Genomic DNA, 26,442 nt, shown 5'->3' with positions numbered 1-26,442 from the left:
ACCGCCTCGATCCAGCCGCCGGGGCGGCTGCCGTTGGCGACGCCCCCTGCGAGTCGCCGCCGAAGTCTGCACTTCGACACACCGCAGCACACTGCATTTGCCCGCAGTGCACCCTGCACTGGTAGTCGGAGTGTTCGATGCCGTCGCCGGAAACTGATGATTCAACGCTGTGGCCGAGGGACTGAAAGTGGCCTAGCCTGAGGGAAGACTCGCGTTTCACTCACAGTGGAGGTCACCATGTCAGCCAAGCCCACCGGACGCCTCGTTCACCGCGAGGATGGCCTGTATCTCATGCTCAATCGGCTGTTCAACGCGCCGATCGAACAGGTGTGGGCGAGCATGACGCGCCCCTTTGAACTCGAGAAGTGGATCGGAACGTATACCGGCTCATCGGCCACCGGCGCGGTCAAGTTCAGGATGGCGGCGGAGCCCGATGCCAGGTGGGAATACGTGAGTATTCGCGAGTGCCAGGCTCCGCACCGTTTCAAGGGCGATTTCGGCGAGGGTGAGGATTCCTGGCGCGCACTGTTCCATCTCGTCGAGGGCGACGGCATGACGAACCTGACCTTCGGGCAGCGCTTGCGGTCCCCCTCCGAGGCCGCCACGGTCGGCCCCGGTTGGGACTACTACCTCGATCGTCTGGTCGCCTCGCGCGCGGGCCTGCCGCTGCCGGAGTGGGAACACTACTATCCCGCGCACGCCCAGTTCTACAAGGACCTGATTGTTCCGGTGCGCACCGCCTGATCCGCGGCCAGCACCACCTGCGAGGTGGCTAGCGCCAGATGCTGGGGGCAGACGCGCGGGTGACTAGCGCCAGATGCTGGGGGCAGACGCGCGGGTGACTAGCGCCAGATGCTGGGGGCGGACGCGCGGGTGGCGGGGGCGGCCGCAGCCCGGCTCCACTCGAGCAGCCACTCCGGCACCGTCACGTCGTCGGGAGCGACGCCGATCGCCTCGAGCAGCTCGGTGATCGTGACGACACCACCGGCGCGCTTGAGGAAACGGCCACGAATGTATCCGTGGGCGTAGATCTCCAGGTCACCGTCGGCATCCGGTCGTACAAAGCGTTGCTCCACGTACACGGCCTTCTCATCGAATCCGAGGATGCGCGACTCGACCGTGAATTTTTGGCCGAGCCGGAGAGATTTGCGAAAGCTGATCGTCTCGGAGACCACGACGGGATACCAGCCGCGCGCCTTGAAGATCGCCCAGACACCGGTGCGGTGCAGCAGGTCGAAGCGGGCCACGTCCATGATCGACAGGTAGACGCCATTGTTCATGTGCCGCAAAATATCCTGGTCGGTCGGCAGCGTCAGAAAGTTGGTGCGTGCGACATCGAAGTGACCGAGCCGCGGTCCGAACTTCGACAGCAGGGCATGGAGGAGGGTTCTGAGGAACATATGCACGTCACGATGCTAACGAAACGAGGCAGGCGCGCGGTATCCGTTGTCGGTGAGTACCAGCATCCGTCGGCGTACAGCTCGTGGGGTGCACGATGTGTCACAGACGCGAGCTGATGGGGTATTCCGACCCGGTGTCTCAGCCTCGGCGCAGTACGCACCCGCAGGAAGCTCAAGCCAGAGCGACCGCACGCGGCGCAACCGCACGCACGAAGGCACCGAGGCGGCGGTAGACCTCCTGCGACTCTGGGTGCGTGTCGTCCTGTTGCCAGGTGTGCTTGGTGTTGCTGCTGCGCCGACCGTAGATCAGGGAGTCGACCCGAATAGCACGCGCGCGCAACGCCTCGATGAAATTGAGGTTCGCTCGATAGAAATAATCCCGCTCCGAGGTCGTCACGAACACCGGCGGAAAACCCCGATCCAGCCATTCGATCGGCGACATGAAACGGGCAGCCGTGCGCAAGTGCATCCCCCGGCCCCGCTCGGGCAGCAGCATGCGCACGAAGTTGAGGCTCAGAACGAAACCGCGTTCGAACAGCACCGAAAAGTCGGCGATGCTGCAGTGCTGCACCAGGCCGCGCAGGTTGCGGGCGGCGATCGGCGGATGAATGTCGTAGTGCGCGGCGAGCGCAGGCTCATAGGTCGACGCGGTGAGCAGCGCCGCGATGTGTCCGCCGGCTGAATCACCGCCGAGCACGATGCGGGTGGGGTCTCCCCCGTAGGCGGCTATGTTCCGGGCGACCCAGTCGAGTACCGCGTTGCCGTCCTGCATCATGTGCTTCAGCTGGAACCGCGTGGCCATGCGGTAGTTGGCATTGACCACGATCATGCCCTCGGCGGCCTGGCTCGCACAATATTTGGTGAGCGGGTCTTTGTCACCCGAGGTCCAACCACCACCGTGGAAGTACACATAGACGGGCAGTGGCGGTGCCGCGGCATCGCTGTCCTTGGGTGCGATGACGTCGAGCCGGTGAATCTTCTGGCCATCGCCGATGTAGTCGACGTCGAGGTCGTATTCCACGGTGTCGATCGGGTTCAGGTTGAACTTGTGTATCGGCGTCGCGCGTCGCAGCATGAGGGCGCGCCAGGCCCAGACCGGCAGACGACGAATACCGGTCTCGCGATGCGCCGACCGGTCAACGGTGACGCCGTCGGCGTGCAAACGGATACCGTGCAGCCAGGCCCGTGCCGAATGCTCGACCCGGGCGGGATCGGACCAGGCCGGGGGCGCTGGGGGGAGGGGCGTGGCACGAACAGTGTCGAACTGGATGCTGGTGATACTCACTGGTCGAGGTTAAATTGACCTTCCCGAATGCTCGCTGAGAAGTACCCCATTTGGGGGTAACTCCCGGCTTCAGGTGGCTGTTCGTGCCGTACGTTCACGCAGCGGACGCCCCGCCCGCAACCCCGGTCCCTTCCAGCACCGCGCGCGCGAGCGTGTGAAAGTGCAGGTTGAAGCCGAGAACGGCCGGCGTCGAGTGCGAGTCCAGGTCGATCATCGGCACGTCAACGGCATGAAGGATGAATTGATACCGGTGCGTGCCGGTGCCAGGGGGCGGTTCGGCGCCGACAAAAGAGGTCAACCGCAGCTCGTTGGGCAAGGTCAGGGACGATCCAGGCACAGCCCCGCCCGCGACGCCCGCGTTAACCGGCAGGTCGGTCACGGATATCGGGAGGTTGGCCACGGCCCAGTGCCAGAACCCGGAGCCGGTCGGAGCGTCTGGGTCGTACACGGTGAGGGCGAAGCTCGCGGTCTCGGGAGGGAAACCGCTCCAGGACAGCTGCGGCGAGACGTCCGCTCCCCCGGCACCGGCGGCATACTGCGCCGGCCGCAACGGGCCGCCGTCGGTCAGGTCGGTGCTGGTGAGCGAGAACTGGGGCACCGCGCCGAAACGGGCGAGTGGGTCGAGCGTCACGATGGCCTCCTCGTTGAGCATCAGCTACGGTGTTGCAGCACAGCCAGTTCGTCCAGCCTACGCGCCCCTCATAAAATAGCTCCATGGCCATTCCGAAGATCCTGCTCTTTTACATCTTCACGCCACTGGCCGATCCAGAAGCGGTACGGCTCTGGCAGCGTGACCTGTGCGCCGGGCTCGGCCTGCGCGGTCGCATCCTGATCTCCAAGGACGGCCTCAACGGCACGGTCGGCGGCGACTTGCCCGCCGTCAAGAAGTACATTCGTAAGACCCGCGACTATGCGCCGTTCCGGCACATCGATTTCAAGTGGAGCGAGGGCACCGGTCTCGACGAGAAAGGCCAGAGCCTCGACTTTCCCCGGCTCGTGGTCAAGGTGCGCGATGAGATCGTGAGCTTCGGCGCTCCGGGAGAGTTGCGTGTCGGCGCCGAGGGGGTTATCGATGGTGGCACCAAGCTGGCACCCGCCGAGCTCAATGCCCTCGTCGCCGAGCGCGGCGACGACGTTGTCTTCTTCGATGGACGCAATAAGTTCGAGGCCGAAATCGGCCATTTTCGAAACGCTGTCATTCCCGACGTTGCTACTACGCGCGATTTCGTGGCCGAACTCGACAGCGGCAAATACGACCACCTCAAGGGCAAGCCGGTAGTGACCTATTGCACCGGCGGTATCCGCTGTGAGGTCCTGAGCGGTCTCATGAAGTCGCGCGGATTCGGTGAGGTGTATCAACTCGACGGCGGAATTGTGCGTTACGGCGAGGCCTTCGGCAACGAGGGCCTGTGGTCCGGTTCGCTCTATGTCTTCGACCAGCGGATGTCCATCGATTTCGCCCCGGATGCTGCCGTGCTCGGCACTTGCCAGCTCTGCGCCGCACCCACCACGAACATGCTCAACTGCCGCGACGCCTCCTGCCGGGAACAGCTGGTCGTGTGCGCTACTTGCGTGGCCGCCACAGCTCCGGCCTGCGCCACCCATGCGTCGCGAGCGAACGAGGCGTCGGCGCGCGCAACCTGAGCGGCCGGCTGAGGCACGATCAGCACCGAAACGCCGGTAGAGAGTTCCGGTGCTGGCACGCGCCGTGATTGGATCGTGGTGTGACCTACGACGCGCTGGCTGTTCGCACCCATTTTCCCGCCCTCTCCACCGGCATCGCTCATTTCGATGGACCGGGCGGCACGCAGACCCCGCGGCAGGTCGGCGCGGCGATCGCACTGACCCTCACGCGCCCGCTCTCGAACCGCGGCACGGGCAGCCTGCCTGAGCGCAACGCGGACGACGCGGTGACCGGGTTTCGCACCGCCGTAGCAGATCTGCTCGGCGCAGAGCCCGATGGCATCGTCTACGGGCGCAGCGCGACCGCACTCACCTACGATTTCTCCCATCATCTCTCCCGCGCGTGGGGTCCCGGCGACGAGGTCGTGGTCTCCCGCCTGGACCATGACTCGAACATCCGGCCGTGGGTGCAGGCGGCCGACCGCACGGGCGCAACCGTGCGCTGGGTCGACTTTGACCCGTCGACCGGCGAATTGTCCGCCGACGCGTTCGCCGCCGTCGTTGGTCCAGGGACACGCCTCGTTGCCGTCACGGCCGCATCGAACCTGATTGGTACCCGCCCACCGATCGCGGCGATCGCCGACGTGGCGCATGCGGCCGGCGCGCTGCTCTACGTTGACGGTGTGCACTACACCCCGCACACCCTCGTCGACGTCAAGGCGCTCGGCGCCGATTTTTTCGTGTGCTCCCCGTATAAGTTTCTCGGCCCGCATTGCGGCGTGCTCGCCGCCGCGCCGGAACTCTTGGAAGGCATCCGGCCCGACAAGCTCGCAACGTCGAGCGATCGTGTGCCCGAGCGATTCGAATTCGGCACCCTCCCCTACGAACAGCTTGCCGGCGTAACGGCGGCCATTGATTTTCTCTCCGCGCTCGTGCCGGGCTCGCCCACCGTTGGCGCCGCTGCCCCAACCCGACGGGAACGCCTCGTGGCGTCGTCACACGCACTCGAAACGTACGAAGCGATGTTGCGTGCCCAGCTTGAAGCGGGGCTCGCCGCGCTGCCCGGTGTGCTCGTGCATTCCCGTGCCGCCGAGCGCACCCCCACCGTTCTGGTGACCTTCGCCAACCATTCGGCCGCTGCCGCCTCCGCGTTTCTCATCCAGCGGGGGATTCTGGCTCCGGCCGGTTCGTTCTATGCCCGAGAGGCGAGTCGGCACCTCGGTCTGGGCGATGTCGGCGGACTGCGCATCGGCCTCGCCCCGTACACGACCGCGCACGAAGTCGAGCGGATACTCGACGCGCTCGACGACTTTCTCCGGCCGTAGCGATTGTGCCGGAAGGCCCGCTTTTGCAGCGGAAGCCGGGCTCTGCCGGCCCTAGGCTGGTCTCACCACAGAGAGGAGTCGGATGCCTGCCGGCGCTGTCATCGAATTTCACAACATCAGCAAACGCTTTGGCGGTGTCGCCGCGGTCAACGATCTCTCGTTCACGGTTGAACCCGGCCGGGTCACCGGGTTCCTTGGCCCGAACGGTGCCGGCAAGACCACGAGCCTGCGCATTCTGCTCGGGCTGGTCGCTGCCAGCAGCGGCACGGCCACGTTCGGCGGCGTGCGCTACCGCGACCTGCCGCATCCGCTGGCCATGGTGGGCGCCGCCCTCGAAGCCGCGAGCTTTCACCCGGGCCGCAGCGCCCGCGACCACCTCGCCGTGTACACGATCGCGGCCGGACTCCCGCGCACCCGAGTACTCGAAGTACTCACCCAAGTGGGGCTCGCCGCTCACGCCGCCCAGCGGGTCGGCGGCTACTCGCTCGGCATGCGCCAACGACTCGGCCTGGCTTACGCCCTGCTGGGCGATCCGGGCGTGCTCGTGCTCGACGAGCCGATCAACGGCCTGGACCCGGAGGGCATCCGCTGGATTCGCGGGTTTCTGCGCGACATGGCCGCCGAGGGCCGCACCGTTCTGGTCAGCTCCCACCTGCTCTCCGAGGTGCAGCAGAGCGTCGACGACGTCGTCATCATCGCCAGGGGCCAACTCGTGCACCTGGGTCCGCTGTCCAGCCTCGACACGGATGCCGCCCCGCAGACGATCGTCGATTCGCCCGACCGCGACGCCCTCGCCGCCGCGCTCACGGCGGCCGGCATCACATTCTCGATCGGCCGCACCGGCCTGCTCGCCGCGACGCCCGATCCGGGCCTGCTCGGACATCTCGCCTTCACCGCCGGGGTTGAACTGAGCGTGCTGCATCGGCAGAAAGCCGGCCTCGAAGATTCGTTCCTCGCCCTCGTCGGCGGGAGCCACTCGTTGTGATTTCGTTCCTGCGTTCTGTCTCGGCCGAATTCGCCAAGATTTTCACCACTCGCCTGTGGTGGATTCTCGCTATCGTGCTCTTTTGCTACATCGGCCTGCTGGCCGGTGGCCTCGCGGCACTGTTCGGCGGTGTCCAGACCGGTGTGATCAGCCCGGATACCGTCAACACCGGCGGCGCAGCGATCACCCTCGGAACCCTCCCACCCCTCATCTACAGCTTCGCCTCCTCGGTCGGGTACGTCTTTCCGGTGCTGCTCGGTGCTCTCGCGTCGACCGGCGAGTTTCGCCACCAGACATTGACGCCGACGTTTCTGGCGACCCCTCGACGCGGCGTCGTGCTGGGGGCCAAGACGGTGACGCTGATTCTGATCGGTGCCGGCGTCGGTCTCGTCGCGCTGGCGGCATCTGTTGGTATCGGCGGCGGGGTGTTGAGCGCGTTTGGTGTCGATGCGCTGCTGCAGGGCTCCGAGACCTGGCTGCTCGTGGCGCGCACGCTGCTCGCCATGGGCCTGTGGGCGGCGATCGGCGTCGGTCTCGGCGTGCTCGTGCCCAATCAGGTGGCCTCGATCGTGATCGTGCTCGCCTTCACCCAATTCATCGAACCGCTGCTGCGGCTGGTCGCCTCTTTCCTCGAAGTCACGGCGAAGATCGGCAATTTTCTGCCCGGAGCGGCCTCCGATGCCCTCGTCGGCGCGAGCATCTTCACCGTGGCCAGCCCGGCCGGAGCCGCCCCGCTGGACTGGTGGCAGGGCGGTCTTGTACTGCTCGGTTACGCCCTGGTCGCGACCATCATCGGTTACTTCGTGAGCTGGAAGAAGGACGTCACGTAGTCGGGTCGGTCGGCGGGGCCGGCAGCTTGAGTGAGTCGATGAAATCGGCCGCGTGCTGGCTGGTGAGAATGACCCGGGCGAATTCCTCATCGACGAGGTCGATCACTACGGCCGGGCGGTGACGTTTGATTGACACGAAGTCCTTGCCGCCGTGAAACTTCCAGGTACCGGCGGCCACGATGAGCGGAATAATCGAGCCGAGCGAGCGAATTCCACGCAGCCAGATCCACGGATCCTCGGTGATGATCACCGAGCGGATACTCTCCCGCTGCACCACGATCGAGTCCCGTCGCAGGGCGAGGGTTCTTTCCGTGCGCGTCAGGTGGATCTCGAGCCGGTCGGGATGCACGCTCAGGGAAGCCATTGCTCCAGTCTGCCCGGTTCCGCCCGGAAAGCCGTTGTCCGACGCGAACAAAAGCAGTAACGTCCGAGCGCAGGATCCCTCCAAATGCCGCGATCAGCCCTGCGGGGTTGCCGCGGCCGCAGCCTTGGCCGCGGCCGGCAGTGCCTCGAAGATGCGCCCGATGGCGCTCTGATCGTGCGCATCGGAGACGAACCAGGCCTCGAACACGCTCGGCGGCAATGACACGCCGCCATCGAGCATGGCGTGAAAGAACGGTGCATAACGAAATGCCTCCTGCCGCTGCACGTCGGCGTAGGTGCGCGGGGCCGAACCCTGCGCGTCCTCGCCGAACACGAAGCTGAACAGGTTGCCGGCCCGCTGCACCCGGTGGGCGACCCCCTCGGCGGCGAGTGAGGCGGAGACCGCTTCCGAGAGGATGGTGGCGGTCGCATTGAGCCGGTTGTACACACTGTCATCGAGCAGGTTGAGGGTCGCGATGCCGGCCGCGACGGCGACCGGGTTGCCCGAGAGCGTGCCGGCCTGATAGACCGGGCCGATCGGTGCGAGAAAGTCCATCACGTCGGCCCGGCCGCCGAGGGCGGCAACGGGCAGGCCTCCGCCGATGATCTTGCCGAAGGTGAGCAGGTCGGGCGTGTAATACTTTTCGCCGGCCGGCTCGAGGCCGCTGGTCTCGAGGCCCCAGAAGCCGGAACGGCTCACCCGAAAGCCGGTGAGCACCTCGTCGAGAATGAGCAGGGCGCCATTCGAGTGCGCGATAGCGGACAGTGCCGCGTTGAAGCCGGGATCGGGGGCGACGACACCCATGTTGGCCGCGGCGGCCTCGGTGATGACGGCGGCAATGCGGCCCGGATGCGCCTCGAAGGCGGCCCGCACAGCATCGAGGTCGTTGTAGGGCAGCACGAGCGTCTCCGCGGCGGTCGCCGCGGTGACGCCGGCCGAGCCGGGTAGCGCGAGCGTCGCGAGCCCGGAGCCGGCCTGGGCGAGCAGACCGTCGGAGTGGCCATGATAGTGCCCGGCGAATTTGATCAACAGGTCACGACCGGTGAAACCGCGCGCGAGGCGGATGGCGGTCATGGTCGCTTCGGTGCCGGTGGAGACCAGGCGCAGCTTCGGGGCCGCGCCGACCCGTTCGGCGACCAGTTCGGCCAGTTCGGTCTCGGCGGGCGTCGAGGCGCCAAAGGACAGCCCGAGCGCCGCGGCATCCTGCACGGCCTTGATGACCTCGGGGTGCGCGTGGCCCAGAATCGCCGGGCCCCATGAGTTGACGAGGTCGACATATTCGCGGCCGTCGGAGTCCGTTACGTACGCACCCGCGGCCTTCACGAGGAACAGCGGTGTGCCGCCGACCGAGCCGAATGCGCGCACCGGCGAGTTGACCCCACCGGGTATGACGCGGCGGGCGCGGTCGAATAGTTCGTCGTTGTGACTGATCGGGTGGTTCACTGTGGGAATCATCGTGTCGGTCATGCTTGCTCCTCCTTGAGCCAGGTGGCCAGTTCAACGGCCCAGTAGGTGAGCACGGCGTCGGCGCCGGCCCGACGGATGCTCAAGACCGACTCTTCGATTGCGCGGCGACGGTCGATCCAGCCCTGCGCGGCGGCGGCTTCGACCATGGCGTATTCGCCGGAGACCTGGTATGCCCAAACCGGAATATCGCTCATGGCAGCAACTGCGGCGAGCACGTCGAGGTAGCCGCCGGCCGGTTTGACCATGACGATGTCGGCGCCCTGTTCGATGTCGAGCTGCGCTTCGCGCAAGCCCTCACGGCGGTTGGCGGGATCAAGCTGATAGGTTCGGCGGTCGCCGACCAGGGTCGAGGCGACGGCCTCGCGGAACGGACCGTAGAAAGCGGAGGCGTACTTGGCCGAGTAGGCCAGCACGGCAGTGTCTTCGAAACCGTTGGCGTCGAGGGTCTCGCGTACGGCGGCGACCTGGCCGTCCATCATTCCGGAGAGGCCGAGCAGGGCGGAGCCGGCACTGGCCTGGGCGAGGGCCATGTCGCGGTAGCGTTCGAGGGTGGCATCGTTGTCGACGTGGCCGTCGGCCGCGAGTACGCCGCAGTGGCCGTGGTCGGTGAATTCGTCCAGGCACAGATCGGTCTGCACGACGAGCGCGTCGCCAACCTCATCGACGAGCGCGCGCGTGGCCAGGTTGAGGATGCCATTGGGGTCGGTCGCACCGGTTCCGGTCGCGTCGCGCACCTCGGGTACCCCGAACAGCATGATGCCGCCGATGCCGGCTTCGGCCGCCTGTGCGACGGCCCGGCGGGCGCTGTCGATGCTGTGCTGCACGACACCGGGCATCGACGTGATCGGGCGGGCGTCGTTGCCTTCGCGCACGAACATGGGGAGCACAAGCTCGGCCGGGTGGACACGAATTTCACTGGCCAGGCGACGGAGCGCGCTGCTGGTGCGCAAACGTCGTGGGCGGATAACGGGGTTGATCACCCCTATACCCTACGCCGCCCGGCTGTGCGTTTCGTTATCCGGTCGTGATCTGCCCGAACAGACCAGCGGATGTCCCCGCGCCAGTGCTGCAGGTCAGCGCGCCGGTGTGGCCCCGGCCAGCGCCGCTTCAACGAGCGCATCAATGAGCGACTCGGCGCTGCGTTCCTCGGCGATCACATCGACGCGCAGGCCGAGGGCACGGGAATCCTTCGCGGTCTGTGGGCCGATACACGCCACGAGGGTGCGCTCGGGAATGTCACCGAACTGCTCGCGTACCTGACGTGCCACGCTGCCGCTGGTGACGAGCACGGCGTGCACGAGACCGGCTTTGACGTCGGTGACGACCTGGTCACTGACCGGTACGCCGATCGTGCGGTAGGCGACAACCGATTCCACGTCGTGGCCGACACGGCGCAGCCCCTCGGAGAGCAACGGCTTGGCGATCTCACTGCGCAGCGTGAGCACGCGCAGGGGGATGGCGCCGGCAGTGGCGGCTTCCCACTCCTCCAGCAGGCCGCGCGCAGAATTATCTTCGGAGGGAACGATGTCCACGTGGTAACCGGCCGCCACGAGCGCGGCCGCAGTGGTTTCACCGACCGCGGCGATGCGCGTTCCGGGCGCGACGACCGCGCGGTGCGACGACAGTACGTCCACGGTGGTGGCGCTCGTGATGGTCATCCAGTCGAAGTCGCCGGCGGCGAGACGAGTCAACGCCGCGTCGAGGGCCGGGGCGTCATCGGTGGCGGCGAAGTTGATCATCGGAGCGACGATCGGATGCGCACCCTTGGCCCGCAAATTCGCTGCGACCTGGTCACCCCAGGGCCCGCCGCGCGGAACGAGAACCCGCCAGCCCGCGAGGGGCTTGGTCAGTCGATTGGTCACGTGGTCACACAGTCACTTTCAAGGGAGCGAACTCAGCCGCGCCACCGGCCAGGAGATCTATGGACACTCGTTCGGCCACGTCGAGCGCGGCCTCCTCGAGATGGGGTGCGGAGTGGGAGTCGGGTGTTGCCGCGTGCGAACTGGTGATTTTCCGGGAGCCATCCGGGCTGTATACCGTCGCGGTGAGAAAGAGCAGACCATCATCGATGACCGCGGTCGCACCGATCGGTGCGGCGCAACCGGCCTCGAGGCGCGCCAGCACCGTGCGTTCTGCGGTGGTCGTGGCCCGGGTGGATGAATGGTTCATGGCAGCCAGTGCTACGCCGAGCAGACGCTCCGGCTTGCCATCGCGCACCTCGATCGCGAGCGCGCCCTGCCCGGGTGCGGTCGGCCAGGCCGTCAGATCGAGAAAGTCGGTCACGACGGCATCCAGGCGGCCAAGCCGACCGAGGCCAGCGGCGGCGAGCACGACGGCGTCGAGGTCACCCTCGGCGACGCGCCCCACGCGGGTGTCGATGTTGCCGCGAATGTCAACGATGGTCAGGTCCGGGCGACGCTCGAGCAGCTGGGCCACCCGGCGGGGCGAGCCGGTCCCGACGCGAGCCCCCTCCGGCAGGGTGTCCAGGGTGAAGCCGGCGCGCGCGCAGAGCACGTCGCGGGCATCCGCTCTCTTGGGTATCGCGCCGATGCGCAAGCCCGGGTGGGCCTGCGTCGGCAGGTCCTTGAACGAGTGCACAATGACGTCGCACTCGTCGTTCAACAGGGCTTCGCGCAGGGCGCTCGCGAACACGCCGGTCCCACCGAGGGTCGACAGCGATTCGATCGAGGTGTCGCCGTGCGTGGTGACGCGCACGATTTCGACCTCGACGCCGGCCGACGCCGCGATGCGATTGACGATGGTCTGGGTTTGCGCAAGCGCGAGCGCGCTCGCGCGTGTCCCCACGCGAATCACGGTCACGGTGCCATTCCCGCAACGGCCGGCTTGAAGCCGAGGCGCACGTTTTCGCAGCAGCCGGGACGGCACACGTCATACCAGGGGCCGAGGTTGGTTTGGGCCGGGCGGTCGGCATCGGGAGTGTCGTTGAGGCGCTCCTCGATCAGATCGACGAGGCCGCTCACGAAGTCGGGAGAGACACCCGGGGTGGGTACGCGCACGGCTTGGATTCCGAACTTCTCGCTCGTTTCCATTGCCTCGTTGTCAAGGTCCCACATGACCTCCATGTGGTCGCTCAAAAAGCCCAGCGGCACGATGACCACGGCCCGGATGCCGCGGGCCGGCAGCAGGGCGATCGCATCGTTGATGTCGGGTTCAAGCCACGGCATGCTGGGCGGGCCGCTGCGGGACTGGTAGACAAGCTGCCATTGCGTCTTGAGCGTCGTCGTGCTGTCAGCGGGTTCCGCGAGAGAGTCCATGATGACCTGGGCGACGGCGCGGTGCTGCGCTTCGTATGCGCCACCCTCACCGAAGCCCCGATCGGCCGGGCCGCTCTTGTTGGCATCTGTCATCGGGATCGAGTGGGTCGAGAACAGAATCTCGACCTCGGTGTCAACGTCGATGCCGGGGACCGCTTGAATGACATCCCGCAGTCCCTGGGCCACGCCGGTGATGAAGGGCGTGACGAAGCCGGGGTGGTCGAAGAACTGGCGGATTTTGTCGATGTGGACCTTGTCGTTCAGTCCCGTGTCGGTCAAGGCTGCGGCGAAATCTTCGCGGTACTGGCGGCATCCGCTGTAGGAACTGTAGGCGCTCGTCGCGATCGCGAGCAGGCGGTTCTGGCCATTGGAGTGGGCGTCGGAGATCGTGTCACGCAAGTATGGTGCCCAGTTGCGGTTGCCCCAGATCACGGGCAGATCGATGCCGCGACGGGTGAGTTCCATTTGCAGTGCGGCTTTCAGCACGCGATTCTGGTCGTTGATCGGGCTGACGCCACCGTAGTGACGGTAGTGCTTGGCGACGACCTCGAGTCGTTCCTCTGGAATGCCACGACCACCGGTGACGTTGCGCAGGAACGGGATCACGTCGTCCTGGCCTTCGGGGCCGCCGAAACCGGCCAACAGAACCGCGTCGTATTCAGTCATTACTGCAGCACCTCTACAATTTCGGCGGTGGAGATACGTCGTCCGGTGAAGAACGGGATCTCCTCGCGCACGTGGCGGCGGGCTTCGGTTTCACGCAGTCCGCGCATGAGATCGACGAGCTCGGTGAGTTCGTCGCTTTCGATCGGCAGCAGCCACTCGTAGTCGCCGAGGGCGAAAGCCGAAACCGTGTTGGCCAGGGCTCCGCGGAAGGCGGCGCCCTTGCGGCCGTGGTCGGCGAGCATCTTGCTGCGCTCCTCGTCGGGCAGCAGATACCACTCAAAGCTGCGCACGAAGGGGTAGATCGTGAGCCAGGCCTTGGGTTCCACACCGCGCAGAAAGCCGGGCACGTGGCTCTTGTTGAACTCGGCGTCGCGGTGCACACCCATGGCGTTCCAGGTCGGCAGCAGGCTCTTGAGCAGGCGACTGCGACGCAGCTCCCGATTGGCCCACTGCAGCGTCTCAGCCTCGTCGGCGTGGGTCCAGATCATGACGTCGGCATCGGCCCTGAGTCCGGACACGTCGTAGAAGCCGCGCACGGTGACGCCCTCGGCTTCGATCAGGGCCACCACGTCGTCGAGCTCATTGACCGCATGGGGAACGTCCCGACCGTCGAGGTCATCTGGGTTGCCTGGGTCTTTTCGCAGCACGGCAAAGAGGGTGAAGCCCTGCGGCGAGGCCGCGGGTATTTCGGAGTCGGCGGGGGTGGTTGGCTGAACGCTGTTTACTGCCTCTCCGGCAGCCGGGTGAGTCATAGCTCTAGTGTGCTCTTTATTGGGCCCGGCACCAAAATGAGCGCTTCGGTTCCTGTGAACCGACCGAGCAGCTAGCGGTTCTTGGTCACCGCGGAGGCACCGAACCAGACGATGACACCCACCACGGTTGCCGCACCGAGCGCAATGCCCACGAGGGCGGTCGGGCTGTCTTCGCCGAGCTGGCGCAGGGCGTGGGTCAGTCGACGCCGATTGATGCGCAGCTGCTTGGACAGATCGAGCTTGTACTCGATCGCATCGAACGTCGACGCGAGCTCGGCACGCGCGTTCCGGGCTTCGGCGCGCAGATCGCTGATGCCGCGCTTGTCGCTGCCAGCCTCGGCGAGCTCAGGGTTATTTGTGGTCATATTCGCCAACTCCCTTGAATGCATCAACGTCGTGACGGATGCTCGCGTGCACGCCCTCCGGGTCGGGTTTCGTCGCCGCCTTCACCCGGTTCACGCCGATGAGTACGAGGATGATGGCGATGAGCAGCAACGCTACCGCCACGATGAGTGTGGCGAGCCAGAGTGGCAGCACGAGTGCCAGCGCAATCACGGCGAGGGCGATGAACACCCCGAGCACGAAGAAGAGGATGACACCGGCCAAAACGAGGAGGGCGGCACCGACCCCGAAGTTCTTGGCCTTCGTGGCGAACTCAGCCTTGAAGGCGTCCAATTCGGCCTTCACGAGGGCGCTGATCTGGCCGGGCAGCTCCCCGATCAGTGCGAGCAACGGGCGTTTGCTCTTCGGGTTGAATCCACTGCTAGTCACGGATTGCCTTCCCTGTTTTCGGGTCTGGTCGAGGTGTGCTGCCGGTCCTCATACTACGAGCTATGACGCTACGAGCTACGACGCGGCGGAGTCGTCGGTGGCAGGTTTGGGCGTGGTCTTCGGCTTCGCGGCGGCCGTGCGGCTCGTGGTGGTGCTCGCTTTCGCGGCCGCGGTGGCGGGGGACGGCGAGGCCGTCTGCTTCTTTTTGGCCACGGCCTGCGTGACGGCTTTCTTGCCAGCCTTGTACAGGGTGGCGGGAACGTCACCGACCAGTTCGAGGGCGGCATCGCGCACCTCGGTCACCCGGCGCTGCACCGGTTTGGCGTTCCAGAAGTCATTGGCAGCGGTAGCGATCTGGTCGTAGCGTTTGCGGCCGGCACGTGCACCGAGCACATAGCCGACGAGTCCGCCCGTGATGAACAGAAGCTTTCCGCGCATTGAGTCTCCACTTTCTTAAGGTCTCCCCAGAGTAGCCCGCTTCGCCGTTTTGGACTCGGGCGGTGTGGGTATGTCTGGCTGCGCTCGTATCAATACAGGAAGTGCACAGTTACGGCTAGAGGTCTGGCGCGGTGATGGTGAGGCCGAGGGCGGCGTGCCGAATGCGGTCGCCGGCCGAGAGAGCGTGCGGGATGACCGAGGCGAGGCCGGTTCCGGCCAGCCAGGCGCCGGTGATCTCCAGCCCGGGCGTCGCGGCGACGGCCTCGCGCACCTGCTGCGCGCGCGCCGGCGCACCGAGCGTGGCGGGCGACAGGGCGTCGCGCCACTCGGTGCGGGCGAAGGCGCGCACGGATCGGGCCGGCAACGGCACGCCGAGCAGGACGGACGCGTCATGCAGGGCGAGCGCCTGCAGTTCGTCGTCGGTCAGGTCGTCGGTCGGGTTGGGCTGGCCGGCCCGACCGTAGGACAACCGCACGACGTGACGGCCGGGACCGGCCGCTGCGGCGACCCAGGCCCACTTCGCGGTGACGTGGGTGAGCGCCTTCGCCGTGACGTCGGGGGCGTCGACAGAAACGAGCACGCCGGTGCCGCGCGGGTGCGCGTCGAGGTCGGGCGCGTCGAGCACGAGCGAGGTGAGCGTGACGGCGGTCGGGGCTGGCCAGTCGAGTTCGGCGAGCGCGTCGAACGCTCCACCCAGGGGGGTGACCAGCCGCAGGGCCTGCGCGCCCTGGGTCGCGACGATGACGTAGCGGGCTGTGAGGGTGTCGGTGGGCTCGGTCTGTGCAGGGGGGTCGGTCTCTGCAGCGGGCTCGGTCTGTGCAGCGGGGTCGGTCTGTGCAGCGGGGTCGGTCTGTGCAGCGGGGTCGGCATTTTCCCGGCGGGTGACGGTGACAGCCCAGGTCGGCGCGTCGTCGGTGCCGGAATGAGCCAGGCTCTGGGCCGTGGTGCCGGTCAGAATGGTTACGTTGTGGTGTTCGAGGGCGGCCACGATGGCGGCGGGCAGGCTGGCCATGCCGCCGAGCAGTCCGCCAACGTTGGAGCCGGCCGGCGCGCCGGCGCGCAGGGCCGACACGGCACCGGAGAGCGAGCCGGCCGTGGTGAGGGCGCGGTTGAGTCCGGGTGCGACGACGTCGATTTCGAGGTCGACGGCGCTCGTCGTGTAGACGCCGGAGGCGACCGGTTCGACCAGGCGGTCGAGCACGCGCGTTCCCATGCGCTTCTTCACCAGGTCGCCGAGGCTGTGCTCGCGGCCGATGGTGAGTACCGGCATGAGCCGGTCAAGGTAGGCGCGCAGCGAGCCGCTCCAGCCGATGACGCGGCGCACGTCGTCGGCGAGCGGTGATCCGGGAATTCCGAGAACGCCGGCCTTGGGCAGCGGAACGCTCACCGAGGCATCCCCAGGCGTACGGGACTGGACTGGGGAACCCGACTTGAGGGCGGGCAGGTGCAACCAGGCGCCGGCCACGTTGGGGGCGACGATCTGGTCGGTCAGGCCGAGATCTTCCACGAAGGCAGCGACGGTGCCGCCGCGCACCGCGAAGCTCTCGGTGCCGCTGTCGAGAGTGAGCCCGTCGAGGATGTGACCGGCGACCGGGCCGCCGACGGCATCCGTGGTCTCGATGATCGTGACTTTCAGGCCTACCTGGGCGCATTCGCGGGCGGCGACCAGGCCGGCAACTCCCCCGCCAATGACGAGAACGTCGATCGGTGTGTTCATGTTGCTGCTCCTACTCGGCCGCGCTCACGTCATGCACGAGGTTGACGAGGCGGGTGAGTACGTCGGGGTCGGTGTCGGGGGGAACACCGTGGCCGAGGTTGAGTACGTGCGAGGGTGCGGTACGTCCGCGTTCGAGCACGTCGCGCACGTGCGCTTCGAGCACGGGCCACGGCGCGGCGAGCAGGGCCGGGTCAACGTTGCCCTGCACCGGAACGGCGCCGCCGAGCCGGCGGTTGGCTTCGTCGAGGGGCACCCGGTAGTCGACGCCCACGACGTCGGCGCCGATGTTGTGCATTTCTTTGAGCAGTTCGCCGGTTCCCACGCCAAAGTGCACGATCGGAACGTTGCGCCAGGTTTCGACCGACTCGGCGGGCTCCGCGCCGTTTGCTGCGCCCGGCACCGTGTAGGTCAGGTCGCGCACGTGGGCGATCGCTGCCGCCGAGGCGGGAGCAACGGATGCCGCATAGTCAGCCAGCGACAGGGCTCCGGCCCACGAGTCGAAGAGCTGGGCGGCGCTGGCACCGGCGAGCACTTGCGCGCGCAGGAATCGGCCGGTGACGTCGGCGGTCCAGGCCATGAGCTTCGCCCAGGCGTCCGGTTCGACGTGCATGAGCGCGCGGGCGTGGATGTGATCCTTCGACGGACCACCCTCGACCAGATACGCGGCGAGCGTGAACGGGGCACCGGCGAAGCCGATGAGCGGGGTCGACCCGAGCTGGGACACCGCCAGGGATACGGCCGCGCTGATCGGGGCGAGGGCCGTATCGAGCAGGGCGGGGTCGAGTGCGGTGAGTTCGTCGACATCCGCTCGGGTGCGCACGGCCTTGCCGAGAACGGGACCCTTGCCCGCTACGATCGACACGTCGACCCCGACAAGCTTCAGCGGCACGACGATGTCGCTGAAGAAGATTCCGGCATCGACATTGTGGCGACGCACCGGCTGCAGCGAGATTTCGCTCGCCAATTCGGGGTCGAGGCACACGTCGAGCATGCGCGTTCCGACGCGCAATTCGCGGTATTCGGGCAGCGATCGCCCCGCCTGGCGCATGAACCACACCGGCGTCACGGCGGGCCGGGTGCCCTGATAGGCCTGGATCAGGCGGGAGTCGGCGGTGAGACCGGAGGAGAGTGGATGCTGCGCGTCGAGGATCATCTCGTTCATTCTCTCAAACATCCCTGGCGGCGCGCGCCGAAAGCGTACAGCATTGAGTCGTAGAATTGCGTAGTGCTTATTCTTTTGTCCGCCAGTCATAAAAACTCCACCTTCGATGTGCTGGAGAAATTGTCTGTGGGCGGGGGCACGGCGGCCACCCGCATGGTGGAGCAGCACGGGCCGCTCAGCGGTGCCGTCGTCGTCGCGACCTGTAACCGATTCGAGGCCTACCTCGACCTGAATGAGCCCTACGGCGTGTCGCCGCTTCCTGCCGTCTACGCCGCCATCGAGGCCGTGAGTGCCAGCAGTGGCCTCGACGCGGACACCCTGCGCGACAATCTCACCCTCGTGCACGGCAATGGCGTCGCCGAGCACCTGTTCGCCGTGACGAGCGGCCTCGAATCGGTCGTCGTCGGCGAGGTTGAAATCGCCGGCCAGGTGCGCCGCGCGCTCGAGCAGGCTCGTGCCGACGGCACTACGAGCCCCGAGCTCGAGCGACTTTTTCAGAGGGCATCCCAGACCTCGCGCGGCGTCAAGAACCGCACCGGCATCGGTTCAGCCGGTCGCTCCATTGTGCGGCTCGCGCTCGAACTTGCCGAGAGCCGGGTCAGTGACTGGTCGAGCGCCCGCGTGCTGCTCGTCGGCACCGGCCGCTACGCCGGGGCCTCGCTCGCCGCCCTGCGCGATCGCGGAGCAGAAAACGTGCGCGTCTACTCGCCGTCCGGTCGCGCCGTCGGCTTTGCCGCGTCACACGACATCGAAGCTGTTCCGGACGCGGATTTCGCCGCCGAGGTCGCCCGCGCCGATGTCGTGGTGACTTGCACTCTGCGCGACGACCACGTGATCGACGCAGCGCTCATCACCCGCGGACGCGCCGAGATCGGGGTGGACCCGTTCGCGATCATCGGTGCCACCGCCGACGCGCCGGCCCGCCTCTGCCCGGCCGATACCGGCCCCGAGGCGCCGCCACAGCTCATCATCGACCTCGGCCTGCCCCGCAACGTGGCGCCCGACGTGGCGCTGGTCCCCGGGGTTGAACTGCTCGACCTGGAAACGATCAGCATCCACGCCCCGCTCGAAGAGCTCAACGCCACGACCGACGCCCGCGAAATCGTTGGTAAGGCCGCCCGTAAATTCTCCGACGTCGCCGAGGAACAGAGCCTCACCCCGGCCGTCGTCGCCCTGCGCAGCTACGTGTTCGAGTTGCGCGACGCTGAGATCGCCCGGGCTCGCAGCCGCGGTGACTCCAGCGAAGCGACCGAGGCGGCCCTGCGCCACCTGGCCGGTGTGCTGCTGCACGCCCCCATGGTGCGCGCCCGGGAACTGGCCCGCGCCGGCGAGCAAGATGCCTATCTCACCGGGCTTGACGCCCTGTTCGGCATCGATGTCACGCTGCCCGCCGCGGGCGCAGCCGATGCCGATGCCGCCAGCACTTCTTCCCTCGCCTCCTAGATGAGTGGGTCTTAACAGTCTTCGGCAGCGGCAGCCACGACAGTCGAGCGCTGCGCCCTGGTCTAGAAGATGACTACTGGCTTGAGCGTCACGCCGCTCTCGCTATCCGCAAAAGCCTCGTTGATGTCGGCGAAATCATATTTCTTGACGAGCTTGTCGATGGCGATGATCGTCGTGGCGTTGGCAAGGACGGCGGCGAGAAGGCCGGACAGGCCCACAGCCCCGGATCCGAAGATGGCGATGCTGCTGCGGATAATTCACGACTCGGGCGATCCGGAGAAAGCTGCGGCCAGCCCCGCCCGGGGACGCTGACCCGCACTTCGTGGCATCTACGACGAATGGGCGCTATTGACCCACGCCCCTAGTCCAGTTCGATCAGGGTGACCCCGGCGGGTGCGCCGGGAGTGGACAGCGCAGCGAGGGCGGCGGGCGCTTCGGCCAGCGTGATGCGGCGGCTGATCAGGTCGTGGGGGCGCAACCGGCCGCTCACTACGAGCTCAAGCAGTGCCGGGTAGTCGTGGGCCGGCATGCCGTGGCTGCCGAGCACGGTCAGTTCCCGCGCGATCACCGTGCCGAGCGGCATCCGCGGGTCGTCGGCCAGCAGGCCGATCTGCACGTGCCTTCCCCGCGTGGCCAGCGAACGGATGCCGATCGCCACGGTGTGCTCCCGGCCGAGCGCCTCGAGACTTACCTGGGCACCGGAACCGTCGGGAGTGAGCGCCCTGATGCGCTGAACCACGTCGGCGTCGCCCAGCCCGGAGGAGTTGACCACGTGCGCGGCCCCGACCCGGGTCGCGGCATCGAGCGCGTCGGTGCTGATGTCGACCGCGATGACGGTGGCGCCGAGCGCCTGCCCGATCATCACCGCGCTGAGGCCCACTCCGCCGCAGCCGACGACCACGAGGGTTTCCCCGCTTTGGAGGCCCGCCTGGTGCACGAGCCCGCGATACGAGGTGGCGAAGCGGCAGCCGAGCAGGGCCGCAGCTCCTGCGTCGAGGTCGCCCGGAATGGCGATGAGGTTCACGTCCGCGTTGTGCAGCGCGACCCGTTGCGCGTAGGAGCCCCAGTGGGTGAAGCCGGGCTGGGTCTGGTTGCGGCAGACCTGCCCGTTGCCGGCGTCGCATTCCGGGCAGTCGCCGCAGGCGCAGACAAACGGCACGGTCACTCGCTGCCCCACCCGAAACCGACGCACGAGCGGCCCGACCGCATCGATCACGCCGACCAGTTCGTGGCCGGGAACGTGTGGCAGGGCGATGTCGGTGTCATGGCCCTGCCAACCGTGCCAGTCGCTGCGGCAGAGGCCGGTCGCCTCCACCCGCACGATCACACCGGCCGCGCTCAACCGCGGCTCGGGCACCTCGCGCAGCACCGGGAGAACACCGAACTCTTCGAAATAGACCGCTTGCATGCTCACAGTCTGCACGACGCCAGGCCCTGGCATCCGTTTTTGAGGCGTTAGGCGCCGCGCAATCGCACCGCGAGGTAGGCCTCGAGGTCGGCGAGCGGCACGCGCTCCTGCGCCATCGTGTCGCGGTCGCGCACGGTGACAGCCTGATCATCGAGTGAGTCGAAGTCAACCGTGATGCAGAACGGGGTACCGATTTCATCCTGGCGGCGGTAGCGACGGCCGATGGCTCCGGCGTCGTCGAAGTCGACGTTCCAGAGCTGGCGCAGGGTCGCGGCGAGCTCGCGTGCCATCGGGGACAGCTTCTCGTTGCGCGAAAGGGGCAGAATCGCAGCCTTCACCGGCGACAGGCGCGGATCGAGCTTGAGCACGGTGCGCTTGTCGACGCCGCCCTTGGCGTTTGGAACCTCTTCTTCGACATACGCGTCGACCAGGAAGGCCATGAGCGAGCGGGTCAGGCCGGCGGCGGGCTCGATCACCCAGGGCGTCCAGCGCTCGTTCTTGGTCTGGTCGAAGTAGGAGAGGTCTTTACCGGATGCCTTGGCGTGGGTCGACAGGTCGAAGTCGCCGCGGTTCGCCACGCCTTCGAGTTCACCGAACTCGGTGCCGGTGAAACCGAATCGGTACTCGATGTCGACGGTGCGCTTGGAGTAGTGTGAGAGCTTTTCTTGCGGGTGCTCGAACAGGCGCAGGTTCTCCGGGTTGATACCGAGGTCGGTGTACCACTTCAGGCGGGTGTCGATCCAGTACTGGTGCCAGGTTTCGTCGGTGCCGGGCTCGACGAAGAATTCCATCTCCATCTGCTCGAACTCGCGGGTGCGAAAGATGAAGTTGCCCGGTGTGATCTCGTTGCGAAAGCTCTTGCCGATCTGGCCGATGCCGAACGGGGGCTTCGAGCGCGACGCCTGCAGCACATTGGCGAAGTTGACGAAGATGCCCTGCGCGGTTTCGGGGCGGAGGTAGTGCATGCCGGCCTCGTCATCGACCGGGCCGAGGTAGGTCTTGAGCAGGCCGGAGAAGGCGCGCGGCTCGGTCCAGATGTGGCGGTTGCCACAGTTGGGGCATGCGATGTCATCGAGCCCGTTCTCGGGTGGGCGGCCCTTCTTCTCCTCATATTGCTCTTCGAGGTGGTCGGCGCGAAAACGCTTGTGGCAGCTCGTGCACTCGATCAGCGGGTCGCTGAAGACCTCGACGTGACCGGATGCCTCCCAGACCTGGCGGGGCAAAATCACGGAGGAGTCGAGGCCGACGACGTCGTCCCGGCTCGTGACCATGGAACGCCACCACTGCTTCTTGATGTTCTCTTTAAGTTCGACGCCGAGGGGGCCGTAGTCCCAGGCGGAGCGGGAGCCGCCGTAGATCTCACCGGCCTGAAACACAAAGCCGCGGTGGCGGGCGAGAGCAATGACGGAATCAAGATGAGTGGGCGTCGCCACGGTGGCTCCAATGGTCGAAGGCGCAGAATTTGGGCGAGTGCCCGACTGACCATTTTACGCGCTCGATCTACCCCAAGTTCCCGCCCCGGTTCTGAGCCATTCTCGCGTCGCGGTAACGTAAAGAGGCGGATTCGCAAGATTTGCCCTGGCTCAAGGAGGAGAAATGGGCGTCACGTCCAGCACAACCAAAGAACCGACCGCTCTGAAACGGGTTCCGCGCGACCTGGCCGTCGCGCTGAATCCCGAGGAGCTTGACGCCCACGATCGCCAGTGGACTCCCCTCAAAATTTTGGTCTGGTCGGCAATTTCGCTGCTCGGTGGCCTCAGCTGGGTCATGCTCGCCGTGGTGCGCGGCGAGACGGTCAACGCCATCTGGTTCGTCTTCGCCGCGATCTGCACCTATCTGATCGGCTACCGCTTCTACTCGAAGTTCATCGAGAAGCACATCGTTCGCCCCGACGATCGTCGGGCCACGCCGGCCGAGTACAAGGCCGATGGTAAGGACTTTGCCGCGACCGATCGCCGCGTCTTGTTCGGCCATCACTTCGCCGCGATCGCCGGCGCCGGGCCGCTGGTCGGCCCCGTGCTGGCCGCGCAGATGGGCTACCTGCCGGGCACGATCTGGATCATCGTGGGCGTCGTTCTCGCCGGAGCGGTGCAGGACTACCTCATTCTGCACTTCTCCATGCGACGTGGGGGCCGTTCGCTCGGCCAGATGGCCCGCGACGAACTCGGCGTGATCGGCGGCACCGCCGCCCTCATCGCGACCCTCGTGATCATGGTCATCATCGTGGCCATTCTCGCCCTCGTCGTCACCAACGCCCTCGCCGAAAGCCCGTGGGGCGTGTTCTCGGTCGGAATGACCATTCCGATCGCGCTGTTCATGGGCTGCTACCTGCGCTTCTTCCGCCCGGGCAAGATCACCGAGATCTCCATCATCGGCTTCGTACTACTGATCGCCGCCATCGTCGGTGGCGGCATGGTCGCCGGCACCGACTGGGGCCAGACCTACCTCCTGCTCGACAAGGTCACCATCGCCTGGGGCATCATCATCTACGGCTTCATCGCCGCAATCCTGCCGGTCTGGCTACTGCTCGCCCCGCGCGACTACCTCTCGACCTTCATGAAGATCGGCACGATCGGCATGCTCGCCGTGGCGATCGTCATCATCCGCCCCGAGATCAACGTGCCGGCGGTCAGCAGCTTCGCCACCACCGGCACCGGCCCCGTCGTGGCCGGAACGCTGTTTCCGTTCCTGTTCGTCACGATCGCCTGCGGCGCCCTCAGCGGCTTCCACGCCCTCATCGCCTCTGGCACCACGCCCAAGCTCATTCAGAAGGAACGCCAGACCCGGTTCATCGGCTATGGCGGCATGCTCATGGAGTCGCTGGTGGCGATCATGGCCCTCGTCGCCGCGCTGTCGATCGACCGTGGCATCTACTTCGCCATGAACGCCTCGCCCGCCCTCACCGGCGGCACCGTGCAGGGCGCGGTCGCGTTCGTGAACGGCCTCGGCCTGACCGGCGTCAACCTCACCCCCAGCATGCTGACCGACATGGCCACCAACGTCGGCGAAGAGTCGATCGTCTCCCGCACCGGCGGGGCTCCCACACTCGCCGTCGGGCTCTCGCACATCATGCAGCAGCTCGTCGGCGGCACGTCGATGATGAGCTTCTGGTACCACTTCGCCATCATGTTCGAGGCCCTGTTCATTCTCACCGCGGTGGATGCCGGCACCCGCGTCGCCCGGTTCATGCTGCAGGACAGCCTCGGCAACTTCTTCCCGAAGTTTAAGAACACCTCCTGGCGCCCCGGAGCCTGGGCCGCCACGGCCATCATGGTCGCCGCCTGGGGAGCCGTGCTCCTGATGGGAGTGACCGATCCGCTCGGGGGCATCAACACGCTGTTCCCGCTGTTCGGCATCGCCAATCAGCTGCTCGCGGCGATTGCCCTGGCCGTGTGCATGGCCATTGTCGCCAAGCGCGGTCTGTTCAAGTACCTCTGGGTGGTGGCGCTGCCTCTTGGGTTCGCCGCCGTGGTCACCATCTCGGCCTCGTTCCTGAAGATCTTCTCGACCACTCCGGGCATCGGCTATTTCGCGCAGAACCGCGCGTTCTCCGAGGCTCTCGCCGCGGGCGAGACCAGTTTCGGCACCGCGCCGAGCGTTCTGGCCATGGAGGCCGTCGTGCGCAACACGATGGTGCAGGGTGTGCTGTCGATCGTGTTCGTCGTGCTGGCCATCATCGTGATCCTTACGGCCATTCAGGCTACCGTGCGCGCGTACCGCAACCACTCCAGCGCCACGAGCGAGGATGACGCCGTACAGTCGCAAATTTACGCGCCGGCCGGGTTCGTCATGACGCCGCCCGAGAAGGTGCTGCAGGCGAAGTGGGATGCCCTGCCGGTCGAGAAGAAAATCAGGGTCAAGGGTCACTAATGATTCTGTGGGCGGGCGTCCGCACGGGCGCCCGCGGCGTGCTCTGGTATCTCAAGGGTATCCTCGGCGAGGATGCCTATGAGAAGTATGTGGCGCACCACGCGGCGCTGCACGCGGCCGGTGCTGATGTCGACGGCGCCGATGAAGGGGCGCCGCATCCGCTCATGACAGAGCGCGAATTCTGGCGTGACCAGACCGACCGTCAGGACCAGAACCCGCAGGGGCGCTGCTGCTAGCCGCTCAGACCCCGTAGATCGTGCCGCGCTGCTCGGCGTAGCGCGCGCGCACGTCGACGGCCCAGTCCCGGGTGGCCGAGGGCTCGAGTTCGGTGGCGATCTCTCGCTTCCAGTGCGGAAAGCCACCATCGAGGGCCCAGGCCGCCTGCCGGGCAGCGCCGAGGGCAACGTATTCGCCGGGTGCGGGCAGCATGACCGGCACGCCGAAGACATCCGCCACAATCTTCTGTACGGCGGGCGACTGCGAGCCGCCACCGATCAGGATGACCTGACGCACCGGCACGCCCTGGCTGCGCAGCGAGTCGAGCGCATCGGCGAGGCTGCAGACCAGTCCCAAAACGGATGCCTGGGCCAGGTTTTCGGGGAGCATATTGGCCCGGCGCATGCCGGTGAGCGAGCCGGTGGCACCCGGCAGGTTCGGAGTGCGTTCGCCGTCGAGGTAGGGCAGCATCAGCAGCCCGTCGGCGTCGATCGGGGCGGCGAGGGCGAGGGCACCGAAGCGCTCGATGTCGACGTCGAGCATGCGGGCCGTGGCCACGAGGGTGCGGGCGCCGTTGATGGTGGCGATGAGGGGAAGCTGGCCGCCGGCCGCGTCGGCGAACCCGGCGACCGAGCCGGAGGCATCCGTGATGCGGGCCGCGGTACTCGCGAACACGGTGCCGCTCGTGCCGATCGAGACGACCACGTCGCCCTCGTCGGCGCCGAGGCCGAGTGCGGCCGCGGCGTTGTCACCGGCGCCGGCCGACACGATCACGCCGCCGAGAGTCCGGCCAGCGCGCGCTGACGGCCCGAGCACGCGTGGTACCCGGGCGGCACGGCCGAGGGCCGCCTCGAGCAAGTCAAGGCGGTAGTCGTTGCTGTGCACCGAAAAATATCCGGTGCCCGAGGCGTCACTGCGGTCGGTCGTTGGCTCGTCGGGCCGCCCGAGAATGTTCCAGGTGAGCCAGTCGTGCGGCAACAGCACCTGCTCCACCTGCGCGGCCAGTTCGGGGCGGGAATCACGCAGCCAGGCCAGTTTCGTGATGGTGAACGAGGCGACCGGTACGACGCCGACCTCCTCGGCCCACATCGACGCACCATATTGTTCGGTGAGCGCTGCCGCCTGCGGGGCGCTGCGCACGTCGTGCCAGAGCAGGGCGTCGTGCACCGGCGTGCCGGCAGCGTCGAGGGCGACCATTCCGTGCTGCTGGGCGCTCACGCCAAGGGCGAGAACGTTATCGGCGCCGGAGGCGGCTTCGGCGCCACCGGCGGCCTCGAAGGCCTCCCACCAGCGCTGGGGGTCGATGCTCGTACCGTCGGGGTGTGGCGCGCTGCGCAACTGCAACAGCTCTCCGGTGTCGGCGTCGACACTCACGACCTTGCAACTCTGGGTCGATGAGTCGACTCCCACCACCACACGACGATTCAGTACCAACGACATCTCCT

The 26,442-nt window shown here is 66.9% G+C and carries 27 protein-coding genes; 8 read left to right on the top strand and 19 right to left on the bottom strand.

The window, feature by feature from the left end; genetic code table 11:
- Positions 1-237 precede the first annotated feature (237 nt).
- Positions 238-744 (top strand): SRPBCC domain-containing protein, encoded by a 507-nt coding sequence (locus tag E3N85_RS01835; protein WP_134458777.1) that lies wholly within the window; start codon positions 238-240, stop codon positions 742-744.
- 98 nt (positions 745-842) lie between these two features.
- Here E3N85_RS01835 and E3N85_RS01830 read toward each other — a convergent pair whose 3' ends face one another.
- From E3N85_RS01830 to E3N85_RS01820, 3 genes are all read right to left on the bottom strand, one after another.
- Positions 843-1,406 carry an acyl-CoA thioesterase gene (locus E3N85_RS01830; protein WP_370288959.1) on the bottom strand — a complete coding sequence of 188 codons (564 nt, stop codon included), beginning with the start codon at positions 1,404-1,406 and terminating at the stop codon, positions 843-845.
- A 166-nt stretch (positions 1,407-1,572) separates the two neighbouring features.
- Entirely contained in the window at positions 1,573-2,685 is a 1,113-nt protein-coding gene (locus tag E3N85_RS01825; RefSeq protein WP_241978248.1) for an alpha/beta hydrolase, read from the bottom strand.
- A gap of 94 nt (positions 2,686-2,779) precedes the next feature.
- Entirely contained in the window at positions 2,780-3,337 is a 558-nt protein-coding gene (locus tag E3N85_RS01820) for a YbhB/YbcL family Raf kinase inhibitor-like protein (protein ID WP_134458775.1), read from the bottom strand.
- Between the two features lie 62 nt (positions 3,338-3,399).
- On the opposite strand from E3N85_RS01820, the gene E3N85_RS01815 reads away from it, so the two are divergent.
- The 4 genes from E3N85_RS01815 to E3N85_RS01800 all read left to right on the top strand — a co-directional run bounded on the left by E3N85_RS01815 (position 3,400) and on the right by E3N85_RS01800 (position 7,448).
- Positions 3,400-4,329, top strand: coding sequence for a rhodanese-related sulfurtransferase (locus E3N85_RS01815; RefSeq protein ID WP_134458773.1), 930 nt, complete (start codon positions 3,400-3,402; stop codon positions 4,327-4,329).
- An 80-nt stretch (positions 4,330-4,409) separates the two neighbouring features.
- A complete protein-coding gene (locus tag E3N85_RS01810; protein ID WP_134458771.1) occupies positions 4,410-5,633 on the top strand; it encodes a cysteine desulfurase-like protein in 1,224 nt (407 codons plus the stop codon).
- Positions 5,634-5,715: 82 nt separating this feature from the next.
- Positions 5,716-6,618 carry an ATP-binding cassette domain-containing protein gene (locus tag E3N85_RS01805; protein WP_134458769.1) on the top strand — a complete coding sequence of 301 codons (903 nt, stop codon included), beginning with the start codon at positions 5,716-5,718 and terminating at the stop codon, positions 6,616-6,618.
- Positions 6,615-7,448, top strand: a complete 834-nt coding sequence (locus tag E3N85_RS01800) for an ABC transporter permease (RefSeq protein WP_241978246.1) — start codon at positions 6,615-6,617, stop codon at positions 7,446-7,448. Before E3N85_RS01805 ends, E3N85_RS01800 begins: the two co-directional genes overlap by 4 nt.
- Here the strand turns inward: E3N85_RS01800 and E3N85_RS01795 are convergent.
- From E3N85_RS01795 to hemE, 12 genes are all read right to left on the bottom strand, one after another.
- A complete protein-coding gene (locus tag E3N85_RS01795) occupies positions 7,441-7,812 on the bottom strand; it encodes a hypothetical protein (protein WP_134458767.1) in 372 nt (123 codons plus the stop codon). The two genes, E3N85_RS01800 and E3N85_RS01795, sit on opposite strands and share 8 nt — an antisense overlap.
- Positions 7,813-7,905: 93 nt before the next feature.
- Positions 7,906-9,279: a glutamate-1-semialdehyde 2,1-aminomutase gene (hemL, locus tag E3N85_RS01790; RefSeq protein ID WP_174722444.1), complete on the bottom strand. Its 1,374-nt coding sequence runs from the start codon at positions 9,277-9,279 to the stop codon at positions 7,906-7,908.
- A complete protein-coding gene (hemB, locus tag E3N85_RS01785) occupies positions 9,276-10,256 on the bottom strand; it encodes a porphobilinogen synthase (RefSeq protein ID WP_370288968.1) in 981 nt (326 codons plus the stop codon). The genes hemL and hemB overlap by 4 nt, the downstream gene beginning before the upstream one ends.
- A gap of 96 nt (positions 10,257-10,352) precedes the next feature.
- A complete protein-coding gene (locus E3N85_RS01780) occupies positions 10,353-11,141 on the bottom strand; it encodes a uroporphyrinogen-III synthase (protein ID WP_134458763.1) in 789 nt (262 codons plus the stop codon).
- A gap of 4 nt (positions 11,142-11,145) precedes the next feature.
- Positions 11,146-12,099 carry a hydroxymethylbilane synthase gene (hemC, locus tag E3N85_RS01775; protein WP_134458761.1) on the bottom strand — a complete coding sequence of 318 codons (954 nt, stop codon included), beginning with the start codon at positions 12,097-12,099 and terminating at the stop codon, positions 11,146-11,148.
- Positions 12,096-13,220, bottom strand: a complete 1,125-nt coding sequence (locus E3N85_RS01770) for a ferrochelatase (protein ID WP_134458759.1) — start codon at positions 13,218-13,220, stop codon at positions 12,096-12,098. Before E3N85_RS01770 ends, hemC begins: the two co-directional genes overlap by 4 nt.
- Positions 13,220-13,972: a hydrogen peroxide-dependent heme synthase gene (gene hemQ / locus E3N85_RS01765; RefSeq protein ID WP_134458757.1), complete on the bottom strand. Its 753-nt coding sequence runs from the start codon at positions 13,970-13,972 to the stop codon at positions 13,220-13,222. Before hemQ ends, E3N85_RS01770 begins: the two co-directional genes overlap by 1 nt.
- Positions 13,973-14,043: 71 nt before the next feature.
- Positions 14,044-14,337, bottom strand: coding sequence for a hypothetical protein (locus tag E3N85_RS01760; protein WP_241978245.1), 294 nt, complete (start codon positions 14,335-14,337; stop codon positions 14,044-14,046).
- Positions 14,324-14,743, bottom strand: coding sequence for a phage holin family protein (locus tag E3N85_RS01755; protein WP_134458755.1), 420 nt, complete (start codon positions 14,741-14,743; stop codon positions 14,324-14,326). Before E3N85_RS01755 ends, E3N85_RS01760 begins: the two co-directional genes overlap by 14 nt.
- Before the next feature lie 75 nt (positions 14,744-14,818).
- Positions 14,819-15,181, bottom strand: coding sequence for a hypothetical protein (locus E3N85_RS16165; protein ID WP_166783825.1), 363 nt, complete (start codon positions 15,179-15,181; stop codon positions 14,819-14,821).
- Between the two features lie 115 nt (positions 15,182-15,296).
- Complete coding sequence (locus E3N85_RS01745; protein ID WP_134458751.1) at positions 15,297-16,898, bottom strand: NAD(P)/FAD-dependent oxidoreductase; 1,602 nt, start codon at positions 16,896-16,898, stop codon at positions 15,297-15,299.
- A gap of 10 nt (positions 16,899-16,908) precedes the next feature.
- A complete protein-coding gene (hemE, locus tag E3N85_RS01740; protein ID WP_134458893.1) occupies positions 16,909-18,051 on the bottom strand; it encodes a uroporphyrinogen decarboxylase in 1,143 nt (380 codons plus the stop codon).
- Between the two features lie 72 nt (positions 18,052-18,123).
- Here hemE and E3N85_RS01735 point away from each other — a divergent pair, with 72 nt between their 5' ends.
- Positions 18,124-19,503: a glutamyl-tRNA reductase gene (locus E3N85_RS01735; protein ID WP_134458749.1), complete on the top strand. Its 1,380-nt coding sequence runs from the start codon at positions 18,124-18,126 to the stop codon at positions 19,501-19,503.
- Between the two features lie 62 nt (positions 19,504-19,565).
- On the opposite strand, the gene E3N85_RS16160 is transcribed toward E3N85_RS01735, so the two are convergent.
- The 3 genes from E3N85_RS16160 to E3N85_RS01725 form a co-directional block, all read right to left on the bottom strand.
- Complete coding sequence (locus tag E3N85_RS16160) at positions 19,566-19,721, bottom strand: hypothetical protein (RefSeq protein WP_166783824.1); 156 nt, start codon at positions 19,719-19,721, stop codon at positions 19,566-19,568.
- Between the two features lie 143 nt (positions 19,722-19,864).
- Positions 19,865-20,911, bottom strand: a complete 1,047-nt coding sequence (locus E3N85_RS01730; protein ID WP_134458747.1) for an alcohol dehydrogenase catalytic domain-containing protein — start codon at positions 20,909-20,911, stop codon at positions 19,865-19,867.
- A gap of 47 nt (positions 20,912-20,958) precedes the next feature.
- Positions 20,959-22,344: a glycine--tRNA ligase gene (locus E3N85_RS01725; protein WP_134458745.1), complete on the bottom strand. Its 1,386-nt coding sequence runs from the start codon at positions 22,342-22,344 to the stop codon at positions 20,959-20,961.
- A 163-nt stretch (positions 22,345-22,507) separates the two neighbouring features.
- On the opposite strand from E3N85_RS01725, the gene E3N85_RS01720 reads away from it, so the two are divergent.
- On the top strand, positions 22,508-24,781 hold the full coding sequence (locus E3N85_RS01720) for a carbon starvation CstA family protein (protein ID WP_134458743.1): 2,274 nt from the start codon (positions 22,508-22,510) through the stop codon (positions 24,779-24,781).
- Positions 24,781-25,017 (top strand): YbdD/YjiX family protein, encoded by a 237-nt coding sequence (locus E3N85_RS01715; protein ID WP_134458741.1) that lies wholly within the window; start codon positions 24,781-24,783, stop codon positions 25,015-25,017. Before E3N85_RS01720 ends, E3N85_RS01715 begins: the two co-directional genes overlap by 1 nt.
- A gap of 4 nt (positions 25,018-25,021) precedes the next feature.
- Here E3N85_RS01715 and xylB read toward each other — a convergent pair whose 3' ends face one another.
- Entirely contained in the window at positions 25,022-26,437 is a 1,416-nt protein-coding gene (gene xylB / locus E3N85_RS01710; protein ID WP_134458739.1) for a xylulokinase, read from the bottom strand.
- Between the last annotated feature and the right edge of the window lie 5 nt (positions 26,438-26,442).

This window comes from Cryobacterium sp. Hz9 (genome assembly GCF_004402825.1).
GTDB lineage: Bacteria > Actinomycetota > Actinomycetes > Actinomycetales > Microbacteriaceae > Cryobacterium > Cryobacterium gelidum.
Note: the sequence above shows the minus strand (reverse complement) of the source record. Positions and strands in the feature narration are given on the sequence as shown.

Excerpts from the sequence above, each read along its gene's own strand:
- E3N85_RS01815 (WP_134458773.1), top strand. The coding sequence starts at position 3,400 with ATGGCCATTCCGAAGATCCTGCTCTTTTACATCTTCACGCCACTGGCC.
- hemE (WP_134458893.1), bottom strand. The coding sequence starts at position 18,051 with ATGATCCTCGACGCGCAGCATCCACTCTCCTCCGGTCTCACCGCCGAC.
- xylB (WP_134458739.1), bottom strand. The coding sequence starts at position 26,437 with ATGTCGTTGGTACTGAATCGTCGTGTGGTGGTGGGAGTCGACTCATCG.
- E3N85_RS01770 (WP_134458759.1), bottom strand. The coding sequence starts at position 13,220 with ATGACTGAATACGACGCGGTTCTGTTGGCCGGTTTCGGCGGCCCCGAA.
- E3N85_RS01720 (WP_134458743.1), top strand. The coding sequence starts at position 22,508 with ATGGGCGTCACGTCCAGCACAACCAAAGAACCGACCGCTCTGAAACGG.
- E3N85_RS01745 (WP_134458751.1), bottom strand. The coding sequence starts at position 16,898 with ATGAACACACCGATCGACGTTCTCGTCATTGGCGGGGGAGTTGCCGGC.
- E3N85_RS01820 (WP_134458775.1), bottom strand. The coding sequence starts at position 3,337 with ATGCTCAACGAGGAGGCCATCGTGACGCTCGACCCACTCGCCCGTTTC.
- hemQ (WP_134458757.1), bottom strand. The coding sequence starts at position 13,972 with ATGACTCACCCGGCTGCCGGAGAGGCAGTAAACAGCGTTCAGCCAACC.
- E3N85_RS01795 (WP_134458767.1), bottom strand. The coding sequence starts at position 7,812 with ATGGCTTCCCTGAGCGTGCATCCCGACCGGCTCGAGATCCACCTGACG.
- E3N85_RS01715 (WP_134458741.1), top strand. The coding sequence starts at position 24,781 with ATGATTCTGTGGGCGGGCGTCCGCACGGGCGCCCGCGGCGTGCTCTGG.
- E3N85_RS16165 (WP_166783825.1), bottom strand. The coding sequence starts at position 15,181 with ATGCGCGGAAAGCTTCTGTTCATCACGGGCGGACTCGTCGGCTATGTG.
- E3N85_RS01835 (WP_134458777.1), top strand. The coding sequence starts at position 238 with ATGTCAGCCAAGCCCACCGGACGCCTCGTTCACCGCGAGGATGGCCTG.
- hemL (WP_174722444.1), bottom strand. The coding sequence starts at position 9,279 with ATGACCGACACGATGATTCCCACAGTGAACCACCCGATCAGTCACAAC.
- E3N85_RS01760 (WP_241978245.1), bottom strand. The coding sequence starts at position 14,337 with ATGACCACAAATAACCCTGAGCTCGCCGAGGCTGGCAGCGACAAGCGC.
- E3N85_RS01730 (WP_134458747.1), bottom strand. The coding sequence starts at position 20,911 with ATGCAAGCGGTCTATTTCGAAGAGTTCGGTGTTCTCCCGGTGCTGCGC.
- E3N85_RS01805 (WP_134458769.1), top strand. The coding sequence starts at position 5,716 with ATGCCTGCCGGCGCTGTCATCGAATTTCACAACATCAGCAAACGCTTT.